Genomic DNA, 18,856 nt, shown 5'->3' with positions numbered 1-18,856 from the left:
TGATTGATCTAGCCGCTAATCTGGCTGCTGCCACCATCGTTCGCACCTCCACCGGCGAAGCGGTGACGTTTTGGGCGTTGGGCGCGCTGGCGCTGATCGGCGCGATCGGGGTGGTGTTGTCGGTCAACGCGGTGTATTCGGCGATGTTTTTAGCGATGACAATGATCATTCTGGCGGTGTTTTACATGGTCCAGGACGCGCTGTTCTTGGGCGTGGTGCAAGTCGTGGTCTACACCGGCGCGGTGATGATGCTGTTTTTGTTCGTGCTGATGCTGATCGGTGTGGACTCGGCAGAATCCCTGAAGGAGACGCTGCGCGGACAGCGCGTCGCGGCCGTGGTGACCGGCGTCGGGTTCGGCGTATTGCTGGTCGGCGCCATCGGCAACGTGGCGGCGGGCGCAGGTTTCTCCGGCCTGACCGCGGCCAACGCCAACGGCAACGTCGAGGGCTTGGCGGCGCTGATCTTCTCGCGCTATCTGTGGGCGTTCGAGTTGACCAGCGCGCTGCTGATCACCGCCGCCGTCGGGGCGATGGTGCTGGCGCATCGGGAGCGTTTCGAGCGTCGCAAGACCCAGCGGGAGCTGTCGCAGGAACGCTTCCTTCCTGGCGGGCATCCCACCCCGCTGCCCAACCCGGGCGTCTATGCGCGCCAGAACGCGGTGGACGTGGCCGCGCTGCTCCCCGACGGCTCCTATTCGGACCTGTCGGTGTCGCGGATATTACGGGCCCGTGGTGCGGACGGTTTGGAAACGCCCTCGGCGGAGGCGATCAAGGGAGGGGCGTCGTGAATCCGGCTAACTACCTTTACCTTTCTGCGCTGCTGTTCACCATCGGGGCCGCAGGTGTGCTGTTGCGGCGCAACGCCATCGTGATGTTCATGTGCGTCGAGCTGATGCTCAACGCGGTCAACCTGGCGTTCGTCACCTTCGCGCGGATGCATGGCCACTTGGACGGGCAGATGATCGCGTTCTTCACGATGGTGGTGGCTGCCTGCGAGGTCGTCGTCGGCCTGGCCATCATCATGACGATTTTCCGTTCCCGCAAATCGGCGTCGGTCGACGACGCGAATCTACTCAAAGGCTGAGAACGCCACAGTGACAAGTTTTTTGGGGACTCAATACACCTGGCTGCTCGTGGCACTGCCGCTGGCGGGTGCCACAATATTGCTCTTCGGCGGCCGACGCACCGACGCTTGGGGCCATCTGCTGGGCTGCGCCACCGCGGTTGCGTCGTTCGGCGTGGGCGCAACGCTGCTCGCCGACATGCTCGGCCGCGCCGGGGATGACCGCGTCATCCACCAGAAGCTGTTCAGCTGGATCCCGGTCGGCGGGCTCCAGGTCGACTTCGGGCTGCAGATCGACCAGCTGTCCATGTGTTTCGTGCTGCTGATCACCGGTGTCGGCTCGCTGATCCACATCTATTCGATCGGCTACATGGCCGAGGACCCGGACCGTCGCCGGTTTTTCGGGTACCTCAACCTGTTTCTGGCCTCGATGCTGCTGCTGGTGGTCGCTGACAACTACCTGGTGCTCTATGTCGGCTGGGAAGGCGTCGGCTTAGCCTCCTACCTGCTGATCGGGTTTTGGTACCACAAGCCGTCGGCGGCCACGGCCGCTAAGAAGGCGTTCGTAATGAACCGGGTCGGGGATGCCGGGCTTGCCGTGGGCATGTTCTTGATGTTCAGCACCTTTGGCACGCTGTCGTACGCCGGGGTGTTCGCCGGAGCACCCGCCGCCGGCCGCGGCCCGCTCACCGCGATGGGGTTGCTGTTGCTGCTGGGCGCTTGCGCCAAGTCCGCACAGGTTCCGCTGCAGGCCTGGTTGGGTGACGCGATGGAGGGTCCCACTCCGGTGTCCGCGTTGATTCACGCCGCCACCATGGTGACAGCCGGTGTATATCTGATCGTGCGTTCGGGCCCGCTGTACAACTTGGCGCCGGACGCGCAACTGGCGGTGGTCATCGTCGGCGCCGTCACGTTGCTGTTCGGGGCGTTCATCGGCTGCGCCAAGGATGACATCAAACGCGCGCTGGCCGCATCGACAATGAGCCAAATCGGCTACATGGTGCTGGCCGCCGGGTTAGGCCCGGCCGGCTATGCCTTCGCAATAATGCACTTGCTCACCCACGGTTTCTTCAAGGCCGGCCTGTTCCTGGGCTCCGGGGCGGTGATCCACGCGATGCACGAAGAGCAGGACATGCGCCGTTACGGCGGTCTACGCGCCGCCCTGCCGGTCACGTTCGCCACGTTCGGGCTGGCATATCTGGCGATCATCGGTGTGCCCCCGTTCGCGGGCTTCTTCTCCAAAGACGCCATCATCGAAGCGGCGCTAGGCGTCGGCGGCACCCACGGCATGGTGTTGGGCGGGGCCGCGTTGCTAGGCGCCGGTGTCACCGCGTTCTACATGACTCGGGTGATGCTGATGACCTTCTTCGGCCAAAGCCGTTGGGCGCCAGGAACTCATCCGCACGAGGCACCGAAAGTGATGGCGTGGCCGATGATCCTGCTTGCCATCGGCTCGGTGTTCTCCGGCGGTCTCCTGGCCTATGGTGGCACCCTGCAGCACTGGCTCGAGCCGGTCGTCGGTGTTCATGAAGAAGCTGCCCACGCCCTTCCGTCCTGGGTCAGCACCACGGTGGCGTTGGCCGTCGTCGCGGTCGGTGTTGCGGTGGCTATGCGAATGTACGGCGGCAAGGCGGTCATCCCCAGGGTGTCCCCCGTCCAGGTTTCGGTGCTCACGACAGCCGCACGCGCCGACCTGTACGGCGATGCCTTCAACGAGGAGGTGTTCATGCGCCCTGGCGCGCAGCTGACTGATGCGCTGGTCACAGTCGACAACGCAGGTGTGGACGGCTCGGTCAACGCGCTGGGCACACTGGTGGGCCGGACCTCCGATCGGCTGCGGGGCCTGCAGACCGGCTTCGCCCGCAACTACGCGTTGTCGATGCTGGCGGGCGCCGTGCTGGTGGCCGCGCTGATCCTGGCGGTGCGGCTGTGGTGAACAACATGCCGTGGCTGAGCGTGCTGTGGCTGGTGCCATTGGCAGGTTCGGTGCTGATCATCCTGCTGCCCGCTGGGCTGCGGCAGCTTGCCAAATGGACCGGCCTGGCGGTCAGTGTGCTGGTGTTGGCGGTGGCGATCATCATCACCGCCGGCTTCAAAACCGGTGGCGCAGCTTACCAATTCATCGAAAGCCATCGGTGGATACCGGCGTTTGGGGCTGGCTACACCCTCGGCGTGGACGGCATCGCAGTGGTGCTGGTGCTGCTGACCGCGGTGCTGATTCCGCTGCTGTTGATAGCGGGCTGGAACGATGCAGATGGTGACGACCCGCTGCGCCCGGTTTCGCCGAGCTTGCGATCGTCACGTGACGATGGTGACGACCCGCTGCGCCCGGCTTCGCCGAGCTTGCGATCGTCACGAAGCGGCGAGCGCAATCCCCGGGGCGTGCACGCCTACGTCGCCCTGACATTGGCCATCGAGTCGATGGTGCTGATCTCGGTGATCGCGTTGGACGTCTTGCTGTTCTACGTGTTCTTCGAGGCCATGCTCATCCCGATGTATTTCCTGATCGGCGGCTTCGGTAAAGGTCCTGGCCGATCACGTGCTGCGGTGAAGTTCCTGCTGTACAACCTGTTCGGCGGATTGATCATGCTGGCGGCAGTGATCGGGCTGTATATGGTCACCGCGCAACAGGCTGCTGGCTCATTCGACTTCCGTGACATCGTCGCCGGCTTCGCGTCCGGACGCTACAGCGCAGATCCCGCGGTAATCAAGGCGCTGTTCTTGGGCTTTATGTTCGCGTTCGCGATCAAGGCCCCGCTCTGGCCGTTCCACCGCTGGCTGCCGGACGCGGCAGTCGAGGCCACACCGGCCACCGCAGTGCTGATGATGGCCGTGATGGATAAGGTCGGCACCTTCGGCATGCTGCGCTACTGCCTACAGCTGTTCCCCAGCGCCTCAACGTATTTCCGCCCGCTGATCGTCGTGTTGGCCGTCATCGGGGTGATCTACGGCGCGATTGTGGCTATCGGTCAAGCCGACATGATGCGTCTAATCGCCTACACTTCGATCTCGCACTTTGGGTTCATCATTCTGGGGATCTTCGTGATGACCAGTCAGGGGCAGAGCGGGTCGACGCTGTACATGCTCAACCACGGCCTGTCCACCGCCGCGGTGTTCCTGATCGCGGGCTTCCTGATAGCACGGCGCGGCAGCCGGACGATCGCCGACTACGGCGGCGTGCAGAAAGTGGCCCCGATCCTGGCCGGCACCTTCATGGTTTCGGCCATGGCAACTTTGTCGTTGCCCGGTCTAGCCCCATTCATTAGCGAATTCCTGGTCCTATTAGGAACTTTCAACCGCTACTGGCTGGCGGCGGCATTCGGCGTTACCGCGTTGGTCCTTTCGGCCGTCTACATGCTCCTGCTCTACCAGCGGGTAATGACCGGGCCAGTGGCGCGAGGCAACGAACGAATCCGTGACCTGGCGCCGCGCGAAATGATCGTCGTAGCACCGTTGATCGCGCTGTTGATCGCGCTGGGGATCTACCCCAAACCGGCGCTGGACCTGATCAATCCCGCGGTCGAGAACACCATGACTACCATCGGCCAGCATGATCCCGTGCCGACTGTGACCCGTCCGGTTTCGGGGGCCGCCCCCGCGCCAGCCGAAGGACCGCACCGATGAACCTCCCCGCCCCCAGCATCGCGTATTTCCTGCTGTGCCCGATGCTCATTGTCTTTTCGGTCGCAGTCGCCGGCGTGCTGGCCGAAGCGTTCTTGCCCAGACGAATACGCTATGGCGCGCAAGTGACGCTTGTGCTCGGCGGTTTGGTTGCAGCATTCATTGCGGTCGTCGTGGTGGCCAGGTCGATTCCGGCGTCCGGTCGCACCGCAGTGCTGGGCGCCATCGCCATTGACCGACCGACCCTGTTCCTACAAGGCACCGTACTGCTGGTCGCGATGATGGCGGTCATTTTCATCGCCGAACGCAGTGCCACCGGACAGGCCAGCAAATCCAAAGTGGCGGTGGGCGCCGGAACCACTGGGAACACAGGCGGATTGGATTCTTTTACCCCGCAGGCATCTGCGGTACCGGGCAGCGACGCCGAACGTGAGGCGGAACGGGCCGGCGTCGCCCAGACGGAGCTTTTCCCACTGGCGATGCTGGCCGTCGGCGGCATGATGGTGTTTCCCGCTTCCAACGACCTGTTGACGATGTTTGTTGCCCTGGAAGTTCTGTCGCTGCCGTTGTACCTGATGTGCGGGCTGGCCCGTCATCGCCGTCTGCTGTCACAGGAAGCTGCGATGAAGTACTTCCTGCTGGGCGCGTTCTCGTCGGCATTCTTTCTTTACGGCGTGGCGTTGCTCTACGGCGCGACCGGCACCCTGACCCTCACTAGCACCCGTGATGCGCTGGTCACGCGGAGCGACAACTCGATGGCGTTGGTCGGCGTCGCGCTGGTGTCGGTTGGTCTGCTGTTCAAGGTCGGCGCGGTCCCGTTCCACTCCTGGATTCCCGATGTCTACCAGGGTGCGCCCACTCCGATCACGGGATTCATGGCGGCGGCCACCAAGGTCGCGGCGTTCGGCGCCCTGCTGCGGGTGGTTTATGTCGCGCTGCCTCCGCTGCATGATCAGTGGCGCCCTGTGCTGTGGGCGATTTCGATCCTGACCATGGCGGTCGGCACCGTCACGGCGGTGAACCAAACCGACGTGAAGCGGATGCTGGCTTATTCATCGGTCGCGCATGTCGGCTTTATCCTTACCGGGGTGATCGCCGACAGCCCCGCGGGCCTTTCCGCAACGTTGTTCTATTTGGTCGCCTACAGCTTCAGCACCGTCGGAGCGTTCGCGGTCGTCGGCCTGATCCGCAACGCGGAGGGGGTCGAAGATGCCGACCTGTCGCACTGGGCTGGACTGGGACAGCGCTCACCCATTGTGGGCGTGATGTTTTCAATGTTTCTGTTGGCTTTCGCCGGCATTCCGCTGACCAGTGGATTCGTCAGCAAGTTCGCCGTGTTCAAGGCGGCTGCGCAGGGCGGAGCGGTGCCGCTGGTGATCATCGGGGTGATCTCCAGCGGGGTCGCGGCGTATTTCTACGTGCGGGTCATTGTGCTGATGTTCTTCACCGAAGCATCCGACGAAACACCACAAGTGGTGGAGCCGGGCATCTTGAGCAAGGTCGCCATCGCGGTCTGCGCCGCCGTCACGGTAGCGCTGGGCATCGCACCACAGCCGCTGTTAGACCTGGCTGACCGGGCCGCCCAACTAGTGCACTGAGTTTCGTATCAGCCCATGAATGGGCGGGTGGCCAACACATAGATCGCCAGCACCGCCAGCGGCGCCGCCAAGGGCAACCAGGGCAACTGCAGCGGGAACGACGTCGCGACCAATCCGACAAACGTAAACCCCACGGCTGCAATAATTGTCGGCCAGCTTGCCATGACGCCGGCGACGGGAGTGCCGGCCGCGTACCGGAATACCAGGTAGGCCGCGGCGCAAAGTCCGGATAGTGCGGCTAGCGCTTGCGACGGATTGGATATCACGATGGTGCACACCGACAGCAAGACGGCAAGCGTGGCGGCCGGTCGATACACGGTCGCTACCCCCACTCCCAGCATGGCTACCGCGGCTGCGACAGCTGCCAACCCGTCGGATCCGACGACGGCCGACCCTACCATCAGAAGGCCGAAAACGGCCGACAAAATTCGGGTAGCGGGTCGCGGGATCGATGTCATGTCAGTGCTTTCCGCGTGGCGGTCCCGGCATCCGATGGCGGCGGTGGGGCAGCACACCCATCGACTGCTCCAGGCCGCGATCCCCTCGCCAGGACAGCACATCGACACCCACGGTGGCCATGTCGCGATACATGGAAGAGCGCTGCAGCGCCCACATCCGAACCACCAGGGGGTCATGCTCGCCTTCGAACGGGGAGCTGCCCAGAACATCGACGGCGACCACGACATGGCCGCGTTTGCGGAGGTCGATCAACGCCAGGGCGAATTCAGTGTCCAGCAAGGTGGAGAACGCGACAACGATCGCCCCCGCGGGAACGGCCGCTCGCGGCGCGAGTGTCCCAGTTGTGTTTTCGAATTGGTCACCAGCACCGAGCACGGTATCGAGCACCCGATAGAACTGGCGCTGTCCGATATCGGCGCCAAGCCACCGCGGGCGGTTACCTCCGAGCGCGACGATCCCGGCACGATCGCCGTGTCGCAGCGCGGTCTGCACCACCTGAGCCGCGCCGCGCACGACTCGTTCGGTGGCGTCGGTCGCCGGGCCCGCCGGCTGCCGATACGTATCGATCAGCACCACCACATCGGCGGCGCGGTCGGTCAATCGCTGCGTGATATGCAATTGGCCGCGGCGCGCACTGACTGGCCAGTTCACAGCACGCAATTGGTCGCCGGACACATAGGGGCGAATGTCGGCGTACTCGACACCTGGGCCGATGTACCGGGTGAGGTGGGCACCCAGGCGATCGAGTAACTCGGTCCGCGGAATCGGCGTCGACTGCGGCGGCGTCAGCGGAAACACGACGACGAAGGCCGCGTCGACGGTACCCGTTCCGGTCAGCAGCCCACCGCGCGCGACGACGTTGACCCGGGCCCGGATGGGGTATCGGCCCCAGCGTTCTGCCACTGCGGCAACCACTTGACGCGATTCCGAGTCGACAACTTCGAGCCTCATTCCGGCGACGGCAAAGACGGAAAGTTCGACTGCCACGGGCCCGGATTCAGCGCTGTTTTCCTGGGTCGCCCATACGGTCAGTCGCGCCTGTTCGTTTTCGAAGCATCGCTGCGAATCGGGCTCCCCGTGAACCTGGATCTTCGGCACCGGGCGCTGCCAGCTGATCGAGCACAACACGCCGAGCAGCGGTGCCGCGAATGCAATCAGCTGCCAGCGACTGCCGATCACGGCGATGGCCAGCGCAGCCCCGGCGCAGGTAGCGATTGACCGCGTCAGACGTGATGCACGCCAACGTAACTCAACTTCACGAATCTCGATCACACCGCACTCATCCTGCTTCCCCAGGTGACCTGACTGCTCGAGGGACCGGCAAGCGCCGCAACAGTTCTCCGATGACGTCAGCCCCCTGAATCTTTCGCACCCACATCTCCGGGCGCAGCGTGATCCGGTGCGCAACTGTTGTAGCGGCAAGCGCTTTGACATCTTCAGGGATCACATAGTCCCGGCCAAGCAGCAGCGCACGGGCGCGGGCGAGTTGGACCAGATCGAGTTCTGCTCGCGGGCTAGCACCCACCGCTATTTGCGGATGGTGCCGGGTCGCGGTGGCTAGCGACACCACATAGTGCAAAACATCCTCGTGTACGGTCACCTGTTCCACCGATTCGCGCATCGCTAACAGATCGCGTACGTCCACGACTTGATTCACCGTCGGCTCGGCCGACCCGCGTTCGAGGCGACGGCGCAGCATAGAAGTCTCGTCGCGTTCGGACAGATATCGCAGTTCCAATCGGATCGCGAACCGATCCAGCTGTGCCTCCGGTAACGGATAGGTGCCCTCGTACTCGATCGGGTTGTCGGTGGCCAGAACGATGAATGGCGTGGGCAGCTTATGGGTTTCGCCGTCGATGCTCACCTGCCCCTCGGCCATCGCCTCCAGCAGCGCCGCCTGGGTTTTCGGGGGTGTGCGGTTGATCTCGTCGGCAAGCAGCAGGTTGGTAAAAATGGGTCCGGAACGGAACGCGAAACGGCCCGACTGCATGTCGTAAATGGTCGAGCCCAGCAGGTCCGCCGGCAGCAGATCGGGCGTGAACTGCACCCGGGTGAACCGAAGCCCCAGCGCCGCAGCGAAAGATCGCGCGATCAGCGTCTTGCCCAGACCGGGCAGATCTTCGATGAGTATGTGACCGCGGGCGAGGACCGCGATGAGGATGAGCGTGAGCGCGTCGCGCTTGCCCACCACGACACGTTCGATTTCGTCAAGCACCGCCTCGCAGTGCGCGGTGGTCTTCCCAGCTGACATAGCGGCCGTCATACCTGCTCCAACCTCTGCAGAATTTTTTCAAGCGTCGCGCGGCCGGGGCCGGGCTCGCGGTCCCCGGTGCGCGTGATGTTGTTCGGATTGACCCATTCCCACAGTTCGGCACCGAAGAGCATGCGGCCGCTTGCGTGAAATGTCATCGGATCTTTGGCCTGCCTTTGGCCGGTGGCGGTTTCGAACCGCCGCGCCAGCATTGGACGCAGATGGCGGTCCCAGTCCGCTCGGGTGGACTCCGACCAACGGATCGTCGTCTCGGTGGTGGACAGCCAGCGGCGTAACGCATCCCCCAGATCGTCAGGCTCCCCATCAAGCTCGGGTTCGGTCTGGTGTCCTACATGCCGGCGGATATTGAGCAGCACCACTGCCAGGGCGACACCCGCACCCGCCAGCACGAACCGGCGATCCTGCATGACCAACGCTAGCAGCTCAACCCCGACGATCAGGGAAATACCCAGAGATATAAGCCTTTTCATGCTGGACTCCGCAGCTCCGTGAGAACCAGCCGCAGCGCCTGGACCGCTACCTCACGATGTCGCTCATTCATCACATGCTGGCTAAACCGTGCTTCTTCGAACAGCTTCACCAACTCGACTGCGTTATCGGCATGCAGCGCATGATGTTCCACGGCTCGGGCGAGAACCTCGGTCGAGGTGTCACAGTCCTGGGGGACGGCTCCGGGGACATTCGCGAGTTCACGTTCCATCGCCGCGTAGCAGGCGATGATCGCCTGCCGCGGTTCTCGCGTGAGGTCTGACATCGCAGCCAGACCGAGTTCGGCCGCCCGCGCTAGTAACTCCGAACGCTTCGCGGGTGCCCGGGATGCGACGTCATCGTCGCCGATGGTGGCCGGCCGTAGTTTCTGGGCCGCGCGCCAGCGCCGTCGCGACGTGATCGCCGCCGCCACGACGATCATCAGGAACAGCAGAACCGTACTCGCAAGCAGGATTCCTACCATGTCCCCGGCGTCGTTGTTGGGCTGCTTCGGCGGCGAGCCGGTGTCATGCACCACCGGCGGCGCACTCGAATCCGGTATGGACGCCGAGGGATTGACGTTGTGTAGCGCGAATAACCGGGACAGGAATATCGCGACCAGCAACCAGGCCACGATCACCGCGAGTCCGATCAGTAACACGCGCCAGCTCGGTCTTGCCGTTCCGCCGCCAAGCGTGTCGGACAGCTCCCCAGCGCTGGGCGCCAACGCGGGTGGTTCCCGCAGCCGCGCAATTACCGCGATCACCAACAGCGCGACCGCCACGGCAAGGGCCGCTACCACCAAGATCGTCGCTGGCAGGCTGCTGCCCGGCTCGGCGGATAACTCACGAGGGTGAACCGGAAGATACCCGCGCAGCGCCGCAGCAACGAGGATCAGCAGCACGATCAGGACGACAACGCGCCTCGTCGGCCTGTCGATACCGGGCTCGATACCGGGCATGTCACACCACTCACCGGTTGCCTGCCGCCGTTGCGGCCTGCGCTTTTGATTCAACCTGGCTTGCTTCATACTGGCACGTCAGACATCGAACCGGCCAGGCATGCCACCGGCGTATCCACAGTTGCCGTTTTGTCCACAAGCCAGGCGTGACGCCCTGCGAAGCGCGGGATTTGACAGAGCTGGCCCATACCGTCGCGACATGGGTTCGTGCGCGAGTGCCGAGGCAGCACAGGAGCCAGATCCGTGCTGCTCTCGACGCTATTGATGCCGCCTACGTCGTGCTGCGCGATACCAGCTCCGACGTGGTTGGCAACACCTTCCGCGTCGAGGTCGCCGAGCGGCTCGAGACTCAGGACCGCACCAACCGTGGGCTGATGTATCAGTTTTTCGCCGAGATCGCCGATCCACCTGACGGCAGATGAGCATAGAAACGCAGAAACTCGCCGGATCTTGCAGGTTTCAGGGTGAATCCTCCGGGTAGCCGACCCTGGGTCCACGTCGGGATGCGCCTCACCCCGGTCGACCGCCTCGCACAGCCGGATCCGCACCGCGGCAAATAGGTCAGCGACGCGTGACATCACCCGAGCGTTGAGCTCCGCATCGGCCGTCATGTCGGCCACCAGACCGGGCAACGCGGCCCGCACCACCGGGGTGCTGAACGCATCGCCGGCGGCCGGCACCGGGGCCTTGTCAAGGTCGAATGGGCCTGCTTTCATAACGCTACCTACCGTGTCGTAATTGCCGTCTACCGTGTCGTAATTGCCGCGAAGAAGTCTCAAAGAATGGAGGCACCCCGTGGCCAACGAACCGGCGGTCCGAGCAGTCGACCGACTGCAACGCTCCAGCCGTGACGTCACCACCCTGCCGGCGGTGCTGTCGCAATGGCTGTCGACCCTGCTGCCCGGCGGGCCGGACCCCCAGCGGGGAGTACCAGACGTGATCGTCGAGAGCGGCGTAGACGCGACCGGCATGTCATCAGAAACCATCGTCGTGATCATCCGCTGGCAGCAGCAGGGGCAGCCAGAACAGCAGAAACTCGTGGTGCGGATGGCGCCCACCCCCGACGACGTGCCGGTGTTCCCGTCGTATCGGCTTGACTACCAATTCGAAGTGATGCGGCTAGTCGGCGATCTAACCGACGTGCCTGTCCCGCAGGTGCGCTGGATCGAGACCACCGGCGACGTGTTAGGAACGCCCTTCTTTGTGATGGACTACGTCGACGGCGTGGTACCACCCGACGTGATGCCTTACACCTTCGGCAACAACTGGTTCGCTGATGCGCCCGCCGAGCGGCAACGCGAACTGCAGGATGCTACCGTCGCGGTGCTGGCCACCTTGCATTCGATCCCTAACGTGGAGAACACGTTTGCTTTTCTGTCGGAGGGTAGATCCGGCGATACAGCGCTGCACAAGCACTTCAGCTGGGTGCGGTCGTGGTACGACTTCGCGGTACCCGACATCGGCCGATCACCGCTGCTGGAACGGACTTTCGAGTGGCTACAAGAGCACTGGCCGAACGAGGCGGGCGCCCGCGAGCCCGTACTGCTCTGGGGCGATGCCCGAGTGGGCAACGTCTTATACCGCGACTTTGCCCCGGTGGCAGTGTTGGACTGGGAAATGGTGACGCTAGGACCCCGTGAACTTGATGTCGCGTGGATGATCTACGCGCACTTAGTGTTTCAGGAGCTGGCCGGCCTGGCGACGCTGCCAGGCCTACCTGGGGTAATGCGTGAGGATGACGTCCGCGCCACCTATCAGCGGCTCACCGGCATCGAAGTGGGCGACCTGCACTGGTTCTACGTCTACTCCGGAGTGATGTGGGCCTGCGTGTTCATGCGCACCGGGGCGCGACGAGTGCACTTTGGGGAGACCGAAAAACCTGACGACGTGGAGTCATTGTTCTACCACGCCGGATTGATGCGACGTTTAATCGGCGAGGACCTTATCGGAGAGGACCACTAATGCTCGGACCGCTCGACGAATTCCCGGTGCATCAGGTTCCCCAACCGATCGCGTGGCCGGGTTCCTCTGACCGCAACTTCTATGATCGTTCCTACTTCAACGCTCACGACCGCACCGGGAACATCTTTTTGATCAGCGGCATCGGCTACTACCCCAACCTCGGCGTCAAGGATGCGTTCGTGCTCATCCGGCGCGCGGATACGCAGACCGCGGTGCACCTTTCGGACGCCGTTGACTCCGACCGGCTGCACCAGTGTGTCAACAGCTACCGCATCGAGGTCATCGAGCCGCTGCGCAAACTACGGTTGATTCTCGACGAAACCGAAGGCATCGCAGCAGATCTCACCTGGCAAGGCCTATTCAATGCCATCCAGGAGCAGCCGCACATCCTGCGATCCGGCAATCGAGTAACGCTGAACGCGCAGCGATTCGCCCAGCTCGGCACCTGGAGCGGTCGGATTGTCGTCGACGGGCAGGAGATCGCAGTCGACCCCACGACCTGGCTTGGCAGCCGCGACCGGTCGTGGGGCATCCGGCCGATCGGGGAGCCCGAGCCGGCGGGACGGCCCGCTGACCCGCCGTTCGAGGGCATGTGGTGGCTGTACATGCCGATGGCGTTCGCGGACTTCGCCGTCGTACTGATTATCCAAGAGGAACCCAACGGGTTTCGCTCGCTTAACGACTGCACCCGGGTGTGGCGCGACGGCCGTGTCGAGCAGCTGGGCTGGCCGCTGGTCACCATCCACTACCGGTCCGGCACCCGCATCCCGACCGGAGCGACAATCGATGCGACCCGCGCCGACGGCACCGGAGTCCACTTCGACGTGGAATCCAAACTGCCGGTACCCATCCATGTCGGCGGCGGCTATGGCGGCGATTCGGATTGGCTGCACGGCACGTGGAAGGGCGAGAAGTTCGTCGAACGGCTGACCTACGACATGACCGATCCGGCAATCGTCGCGCGGTCCGGTTTCGGCGTCATCGACCATGTGGGCCGCGCGGTGTGCCGCGACGGCGACGCGGTCCCGGTGGAAGGCTGGGGTCTCTACGAACACGGCGCGCTGGGCCGCCACGACCCGTCCGGCTTCACCGACTGGCTCACGGTGGCGCCTTGACCCGGTCAGCCACCTAGCTCGTCGATGATCGCACCTAGCGTGTCCAGCCCGATTGGTGCCGGCTGGTATGCCGGAGTCGACCCGTAGAACGCCAGCAGCGCTCGGGTGCCCACATCCGCTCACTCGCGGTCTGCATCGGTGTCGCCAGCCGACACGATAATTTCGGGAATGACCGTGAAATCGTCGGCCTGCCGGCCGCTGGCCCGTAAGCCGTCGCGCACGGCAGGCATCGTGGCATGGTGCAGAAAGCGCTTCGAGCCGAACGGCATCACCAGCAGACCGTCGGCGTGCTCGGCGGCAGCCCGGGTCAGCTTCGGCCCAAGAGCGCCGATGTAGATCGGCGGCGGACCGTGCGGATTCGGGCCTGGGTTGAAAGCCGGCGTCATCAGCGTGTGCCGGTAGTAGTCACCGCGAAAGTCCAAGCGGCCGCCGGAATTCCACGCATCGAAGATCGCTCGCAAGGCCGCGATCATCTCAGTCATGCGCGCCACCGGACGGTCGAATTGGGCGCCGAACCGCTTCTCGATCTGTGGCCGAACCTGAGTGCCAAGGCCGAGGACGAACCGGCCGCCGCTGAGCAGTTGGTGATCGTTAGCCTGATGCGCCAGGTGGATCGGGTTGCGCGGAAACGCGATCGCCACATTCGTCAGCAGATCAAGGCCGCCCACTGCGGCCGCCAAGGTCAACGGAGCAAAGACGTCGTGCGGTCCCTCGAAGGTGGCAACGCCGCTCGCCCCGGCATCGCGCAGCGCCCGAGCGCGCTCAGCGGCATTGGTCAGTCCGTATAGGGCGGTGAAAACTTTAACGCATTTAGGCTAGTCGGTGGCTAGTCGGTCCCTACCGCAACTGGCGAAATGCGGTTGACTAGGGGCATGCCAAACCCGCCGTGGACTGTCGATGTTGTCGTAGTGGGCGCCGGCTTCGCCGGGCTGGCCGCGGCTCGCGAGCTGACGCGTCTGGGCCACGAAGTGCTGGTCTTGGAGGGCCGCGACCGGGTAGGCGGGCGCTCGTTCACCGGCAGCGTCGCAGGTTTGCCCGCCGATCTGGGCGGTGCTTTCGTCGGCCCAACTCAAGACGCCGTCCTCACGCTGGCGTCCGAGCTCCAGGTCCCGACCACCTCGACCTACCGCGACGGCAAAAACCTGATTCAGTGGCGGGGCTGCACGCGCCCCTACCACGGCAGCATCCCCAAGCTGTCGTTGATCGGGCTGCTCGACGTCGGCCGGCTGCGTTGGCAATTCGACAGAATTGCCCGCGACGTCCCGGTAGCGGCCCCCTGGGATGCCCGGCGGGCGCGCCAGCTCGACGCCCTCTCCCTCGGTGCCTGGTTGCAATCGGTGCACGCCACCGCCTCATCACGTGACCTGCTAGCCATCATGGCCCGGGTGACCTGGGGCTGCGAGCCCGACGACGTGTCCATGCTGCACGCCGCGCGCTACGCGCACGCGGCCGGTGGTCTGGACCGGCTGCTTGACGTCGAGAACGGTGCCCAGCAGGACCGTTTCCCCGGCGGCACGCAGCGGATCGCTGAGGCTGCGGCAGCGCAACTCGGTAACCGTGTCGTACTGAACTCGCCAGTCCGTCGCATTGCTAGACACGGTGCTGGCGTAACAGTCACCGCCGACGACGGATGGGCCGAGGCCAGGTTCGTCATCGTCGCCATACCACCGGCTCATCGCGCCGCCATCGAGTTCACTCCCCCGCTGCCACCCGAGTACGAGCAGCTCGCTAAGCATTGGCCACAGGGTCGGCTCAGCAAGGCCTACGCCGCCTATTCCACGCCGTTCTGGCGCGCCAACGGGTTCTCCGGCATGGCGCTGTCCGACGAAGGCCCGGTGTTCATCACCTTCGACGTCAGCCCGCCAGGCGAAGGGCCAGGCATCCTGATGGGTTTCACCGATGCCCGCGCGTTCGACACGCTGCCCACCGAGCAACGCCGCCGCGACGCGTTACGCTGCTTTGCGTCGCTCTTTGGCGACGACGCGCTCTACCCCCTCGACTACGTTGATCATCGTTGGGGCGCAGAGGAATTCGCGCCTGGCGGCCCGACCGCCGCAGTACCACCAGGGTCGTGGACACGATATGGGCAGTGGCTACGTGAGCCCGCCGGGCCGATCCATTGGGCCGGCACCGAGACCGCGGACAAGTGGACCGGCTACCTAGACGGCGCAATCAGGTCTGGCCAGCGGGCAGCCGCCGAGATCGCCGCGCTGCTATGAGATGACCCGCCGGACCCGGGGGCGGCGGGCCACGGATGCGGCAAGTGTGCGCAGCTGGCGGTTCACCTCTTGGTGCTGCTCCAGCATCGAGCAATGCCCACCGGGCAACTCGACAAGACCCACCACATTGGGGGCGGTGCGGGCAATCCTGCGGGATTGGCTGATCGGCGTGAGCCGATCGTGTTCGCTACCGATAACCAGCGTCGGCGCCGTCAGACCGTCCAGGTCGAGGTACCGGTCTCCCAGCGCGTCGACGAGCATCCGCGCGCAACCCCCACGCCCAGCGGCTGAGGTCTGCGCAAACAGCTCGTAGATGAATCTCGCGACGCTCGGATCGGCGCCGCTGCCGACCGCCAACCGCGCAACGAGATAGCGACTGGGGATCCTGGCCGCACCGGGAAGCGGAAACCCACCGAACACGTTAATCAGGGCCCGGCCAGCCATCACTCGGGCCGGCGACAATTCGCGGGGAACCGGCAGCAGTTTCATCTTGCGCACCAGGTCCCCGGTCGAGGTGTTGATCAGCGCGACGGCGCCAGCACGCCGGTGCACCTTGTCGCGGTAGCACTCCGACCAGGCGGCGATGGTAATGCCACCCATCGAGTGCCCAGCTAACAACGCGCGTTCGTGCGGGGCCAAGGTCGCCTCTAGCACCGAATCGAGGTCGGAAGCAAGGTGCTTGAGGCTGTAGGCGCCACGCGGCGGGGCGCCACTACGTCCGTGGCCACGATGATCGAACGCGATCACCCGGTAATCAGCGGCCAGGTCGGTGATCTGGTACGCCCACGCCCGGATCGCACAGGTGAAGCCGTGTGTCAGCACAATTGGATAGCCATCGGCCGGCCCGAACACCTCGGTATGCAACGGGGTGCCGTCCACCGCGCGGACGGTTAGGGCGCGGCTCGGCGGTAAGGCATCGGGCAATAGGTCGGTTGTAGGGTTGATTGTGCTGCACCGTGGTGGTCTACGAGCCGTCATCGCCGCTCCCCCTCGAATGCGGCCGCATTGCCGCCCGTTGGATAGTCGCGAGTTTAACCTGACGTCAATAACGAAGGGGCCGAATCGCCCCAAAACGCGACAGGAAATTCAGCACGGCCGTCCAAAAATAGGGGAACCAAGTGCATGCCGTGCCGCGTCGGTCTGAGATGCTGAAAATCGTCTCCCCGATATCGCGTCGGGAGTTGTTGGCGGCAACGATGGGCGTGGTCGGCGCCGGGCGAGCGGGCTGGGGCCGGGTCTACACCGCCCGCGACTGGGGTGTACTGCGCTGGACATGGGTGCGTCGTGGATCCAGGGCACGACGGGCAATCCGCCCGTGGAGCTGACGGAGCTGACGGAAAAGGTCACCTATTGGACCACCGACCCCGATACGCGCCGGCTTTACCTTAGCGGGCGAGGCCGTCGGCGGCAGCGCAACTGATGAGCCGATTGGGACCGTTGACGATGCGCTGTCAGTAATTTTCGAGCGCGGCGACACCTCGCCAACTTGGCCAGCTCGTCTCCCAGATCCGGTGGATTCGGCCGTTGCGGTAGGCGGCAATGAGCACGAGCTCGATTCGAGTCGGCTTCTCGCCCGGGCGTGCCGTGGTGATCCAGACCCGGCCGGCGACCTTGTCGGCGGCCTCTACCCATGCCTGCTCGTCGTATTCGATCGCGTATGTGATTGAGGTGGAGTAGATCTCGCGATGGCTGTCACGGAATTCGGTGTAGCTCTGCGTCAGTCCGTCGGAGTGCATCAAGAAGTCAGGGTGGTAATAGTGCTCGATAAGCTCGGCATTTTTGCCAACAACCATCTGATCGAACATCTCACGAAGCAGCATAATCGACACGCGGTGATCATAGCCGCACCCAGGTCCCCGGTATGCAGCTGGTTGGCGCTGACGCTGCAGCCTCGACACGTTCACGTCGCCGGACGAGAAGCGCGACACGGTCACCGCGCTGCGCAAGTCCGATACCAATGCAGCGACCAAGTCTGCTCAAGGCGCCAATCACCACTGTCCTCGACATATCCGGTCCTCACCAATCGAACGCGACCCAGAGGCTGCCAGCGACCCCGCGCTGGAGCCCGCTGCAGACACCGCGATCGGCCCAGTCAATGTGTTCGCCGCAGACCTCAGCGGTCAGGCGGGCCGACATCGCTAAAGCGGTAGCGTTACCCGACATGAGCGACTCGATCATCGTCAAGGTCAAGCCCGGGAGTCGCAAGGGGCCCCTGGTGGAGGTCGGCCCTGACGGTGAGCTGACCATCTACGTCCGGGAGCGCGCGGTTGACGGCAAGGCGAACGATGCGGTCACCCGGTTACTGGCTGCTCACCTTCAATTGCCAAGAAGCCGAGTCGAATTGGAATCCGGAGCGACGTCGCGGCTCAAACGTTTCCGGGTGAGCCGTTGAGCATTGCGGCGCACTCGCCGCGCCTAGCACCAGGCCGAGGCGGCACCCTACGCCGGCGGAAACGTTGGCCAGAAAGCAGCATCTTTATGAACCACAGTGATACACAATGTGATTAGCTATGAAGCGAATCTAGCTAGTCCGTCCTCTCCACCCGCCCTCTCACCTATCCCACGTGTCGCAGCAGTTGTTTTGTTGCCATGATCTTGCGGGCGGCTAACACATCGCAGCGAATGAGCAAGGCTCACCCTAGAAGCCCAACGGCGAAGTCGTCTACAGCCCAAGGTGCGCTATCAACTACCAGAATCCCGCCCATACCGATGAAGTATCTGATAAATTTTTCAAGTTATTGGTTCTAGGAATGCGGAAGTCTTCGGGAGAGCTGGTGGAGTCGGAGCCGTTGTACAAGCTCAAAGCCGAGTTCTTTAAGACCTTGGGCCATCCGGCGCGAATCAGGATTTTGGAGCTGCTCACGGTTAGGAACCGCTCGGTGGGTGAGCTGTTGCCCGAGGTCGGGCTGGAGTCCTCGAACCTGTCGCAGCAGTTGGGCGTGTTGCGCCGCGCCGGCGTGGTTGAGGCCCGCAAGGACGGCAACACGGTGATCTACTCGATCACCTCGCCGGACATCGCCGAGCTGCTTGTGGTGGCACGCCGGGTGTTGACCGGGATGCTTAAGGACCGGGTCGCGGTGCTGGAGGACCTTCGTGCCGCCAGCACCGCGACGTAGCA

At 64.1% G+C, this 18,856-nt stretch carries 18 protein-coding genes and 4 pseudogenes; 12 read left to right on the top strand and 10 right to left on the bottom strand.

Going from position 1 to position 18,856, the window contains the following annotated elements:
- The first annotated feature begins 2 nt into the window (after positions 1–2).
- Genes B586_RS05940 through nuoN form a run of 5 tightly spaced genes read left to right on the top strand, consistent with a single transcriptional unit; the run spans position 3 to position 6,282 of the window.
- Positions 3–788, top strand: a complete 786-nt coding sequence (locus B586_RS05940; RefSeq protein ID WP_156406873.1) for an NADH-quinone oxidoreductase subunit J — start codon at positions 3–5, stop codon at positions 786–788.
- Entirely contained in the window at positions 785–1,084 is a 300-nt protein-coding gene (gene nuoK / locus B586_RS05935; RefSeq protein WP_054880442.1) for an NADH-quinone oxidoreductase subunit NuoK, read from the top strand. The genes B586_RS05940 and nuoK overlap by 4 nt, the downstream gene beginning before the upstream one ends.
- 10 nt (positions 1,085–1,094) lie before the next feature.
- The gene (gene nuoL, locus B586_RS05930) at positions 1,095–2,999 is read left to right on the top strand and encodes an NADH-quinone oxidoreductase subunit L (protein ID WP_054880443.1); all 1,905 of its coding nucleotides are present in this window, start codon (positions 1,095–1,097) and stop codon (positions 2,997–2,999) included.
- Positions 2,996–4,687: an NADH-quinone oxidoreductase subunit M gene (locus tag B586_RS05925; protein ID WP_054881040.1), complete on the top strand. Its 1,692-nt coding sequence runs from the start codon at positions 2,996–2,998 to the stop codon at positions 4,685–4,687. The genes nuoL and B586_RS05925 overlap by 4 nt, the downstream gene beginning before the upstream one ends.
- The gene (gene nuoN, locus B586_RS05920; RefSeq protein WP_054880444.1) at positions 4,684–6,282 is read left to right on the top strand and encodes an NADH-quinone oxidoreductase subunit NuoN; all 1,599 of its coding nucleotides are present in this window, start codon (positions 4,684–4,686) and stop codon (positions 6,280–6,282) included. The genes B586_RS05925 and nuoN overlap by 4 nt, the downstream gene beginning before the upstream one ends.
- 8 nt (positions 6,283–6,290) lie before the next feature.
- Here nuoN and B586_RS05915 read toward each other — a convergent pair whose 3' ends face one another.
- The 5 genes from B586_RS05915 to B586_RS05895 are packed head-to-tail and all read right to left on the bottom strand — an operon-like array spanning position 6,291 to position 10,442.
- A complete protein-coding gene (locus tag B586_RS05915; RefSeq protein ID WP_054880445.1) occupies positions 6,291–6,740 on the bottom strand; it encodes a hypothetical protein in 450 nt (149 codons plus the stop codon).
- Position 6,741: 1 nt separating this feature from the next.
- Complete coding sequence (locus tag B586_RS05910) at positions 6,742–8,013, bottom strand: DUF58 domain-containing protein (RefSeq protein ID WP_054880446.1); 1,272 nt, start codon at positions 8,011–8,013, stop codon at positions 6,742–6,744.
- 7 nt (positions 8,014–8,020) lie between these two features.
- Entirely contained in the window at positions 8,021–8,992 is a 972-nt protein-coding gene (locus B586_RS05905) for an AAA family ATPase (RefSeq protein ID WP_054881041.1), read from the bottom strand.
- 8 nt (positions 8,993–9,000) lie between these two features.
- Positions 9,001–9,483 carry a hypothetical protein gene (locus tag B586_RS05900; RefSeq protein ID WP_054880447.1) on the bottom strand — a complete coding sequence of 161 codons (483 nt, stop codon included), beginning with the start codon at positions 9,481–9,483 and terminating at the stop codon, positions 9,001–9,003.
- Complete coding sequence (locus B586_RS05895) at positions 9,480–10,442, bottom strand: DUF4129 domain-containing protein (protein WP_054881042.1); 963 nt, start codon at positions 10,440–10,442, stop codon at positions 9,480–9,482. The genes B586_RS05900 and B586_RS05895 overlap by 4 nt, the downstream gene beginning before the upstream one ends.
- A 215-nt stretch (positions 10,443–10,657) precedes the next feature.
- Between B586_RS05895 and B586_RS21880 the strand changes: the two are divergent.
- Positions 10,658–10,855: pseudogene (locus B586_RS21880) on the top strand (HNH nuclease); the annotation flags it as partial.
- Positions 10,856–10,930: 75 nt separating this feature from the next.
- Here B586_RS21880 and B586_RS05890 read toward each other — a convergent pair.
- Positions 10,931–11,110 (bottom strand): annotated as a pseudogene (locus B586_RS05890) (TetR/AcrR family transcriptional regulator C-terminal ligand-binding domain-containing protein); the annotation flags it as partial.
- Positions 11,111–11,237: 127 nt separating this feature from the next.
- Between B586_RS05890 and B586_RS05885 the strand changes: the two are divergent.
- Positions 11,238–12,404 carry a phosphotransferase family protein gene (locus B586_RS05885; protein ID WP_054880448.1) on the top strand — a complete coding sequence of 389 codons (1,167 nt, stop codon included), beginning with the start codon at positions 11,238–11,240 and terminating at the stop codon, positions 12,402–12,404.
- Positions 12,404–13,519 (top strand): Rv3169 family protein, encoded by a 1,116-nt coding sequence (locus B586_RS05880; protein WP_054880449.1) that lies wholly within the window; start codon positions 12,404–12,406, stop codon positions 13,517–13,519. Before B586_RS05885 ends, B586_RS05880 begins: the two co-directional genes overlap by 1 nt.
- Positions 13,520–13,578: 59 nt before the next feature.
- Here B586_RS05880 and B586_RS05875 read toward each other — a convergent pair.
- Positions 13,579–14,298 (bottom strand): annotated as a pseudogene (locus tag B586_RS05875) (TIGR03617 family F420-dependent LLM class oxidoreductase); the annotation flags it as partial.
- 93 nt (positions 14,299–14,391) lie between these two features.
- Here B586_RS05875 and B586_RS05870 point away from each other — a divergent pair.
- Positions 14,392–15,738, top strand: a complete 1,347-nt coding sequence (locus tag B586_RS05870) for a flavin monoamine oxidase family protein (protein ID WP_054880450.1) — start codon at positions 14,392–14,394, stop codon at positions 15,736–15,738.
- Here the strand turns inward: B586_RS05870 and B586_RS05865 are convergent.
- A complete protein-coding gene (locus B586_RS05865; protein WP_047313187.1) occupies positions 15,733–16,716 on the bottom strand; it encodes an alpha/beta fold hydrolase in 984 nt (327 codons plus the stop codon). The genes B586_RS05870 and B586_RS05865 overlap by 6 nt on opposite strands.
- A gap of 149 nt (positions 16,717–16,865) precedes the next feature.
- On the opposite strand from B586_RS05865, the gene B586_RS20775 reads away from it, so the two are divergent.
- Positions 16,866–17,063 (top strand): hypothetical protein, encoded by a 198-nt coding sequence (locus B586_RS20775; protein ID WP_156406721.1) that lies wholly within the window; start codon positions 16,866–16,868, stop codon positions 17,061–17,063.
- A 126-nt stretch (positions 17,064–17,189) separates the two neighbouring features.
- On the opposite strand, the gene B586_RS05860 is transcribed toward B586_RS20775, so the two are convergent.
- Together B586_RS05860 and B586_RS20770 are read right to left on the bottom strand one after the other, a co-directional pair.
- Positions 17,190–17,567 (bottom strand): hypothetical protein, encoded by a 378-nt coding sequence (locus B586_RS05860; RefSeq protein WP_047313460.1) that lies wholly within the window; start codon positions 17,565–17,567, stop codon positions 17,190–17,192.
- Positions 17,568–17,616: 49 nt separating this feature from the next.
- Positions 17,617–17,733 (bottom strand): annotated as a pseudogene (locus B586_RS20770) (short-chain dehydrogenase); the annotation flags it as partial.
- 166 nt (positions 17,734–17,899) lie between these two features.
- On the opposite strand from B586_RS20770, the gene B586_RS05855 reads away from it, so the two are divergent.
- Positions 17,900–18,130: a DUF167 domain-containing protein gene (locus B586_RS05855; protein WP_047313188.1), complete on the top strand. Its 231-nt coding sequence runs from the start codon at positions 17,900–17,902 to the stop codon at positions 18,128–18,130.
- A 382-nt stretch (positions 18,131–18,512) separates the two neighbouring features.
- On the top strand, positions 18,513–18,854 hold the full coding sequence (locus B586_RS05850; RefSeq protein ID WP_156166230.1) for a lsr2/espR transcriptional regulator: 342 nt from the start codon (positions 18,513–18,515) through the stop codon (positions 18,852–18,854).
- Positions 18,855–18,856 lie beyond the last annotated feature (2 nt).

Origin of the sequence: Mycobacterium haemophilum DSM 44634 (assembly GCF_000340435.2) — a bacterium.
Lineage (GTDB): Bacteria > Actinomycetota > Actinomycetes > Mycobacteriales > Mycobacteriaceae > Mycobacterium > Mycobacterium haemophilum.
The sequence above is the reverse complement of the archived record's forward strand: the minus strand, read 5'-3'. Positions and strand labels throughout refer to the sequence as shown.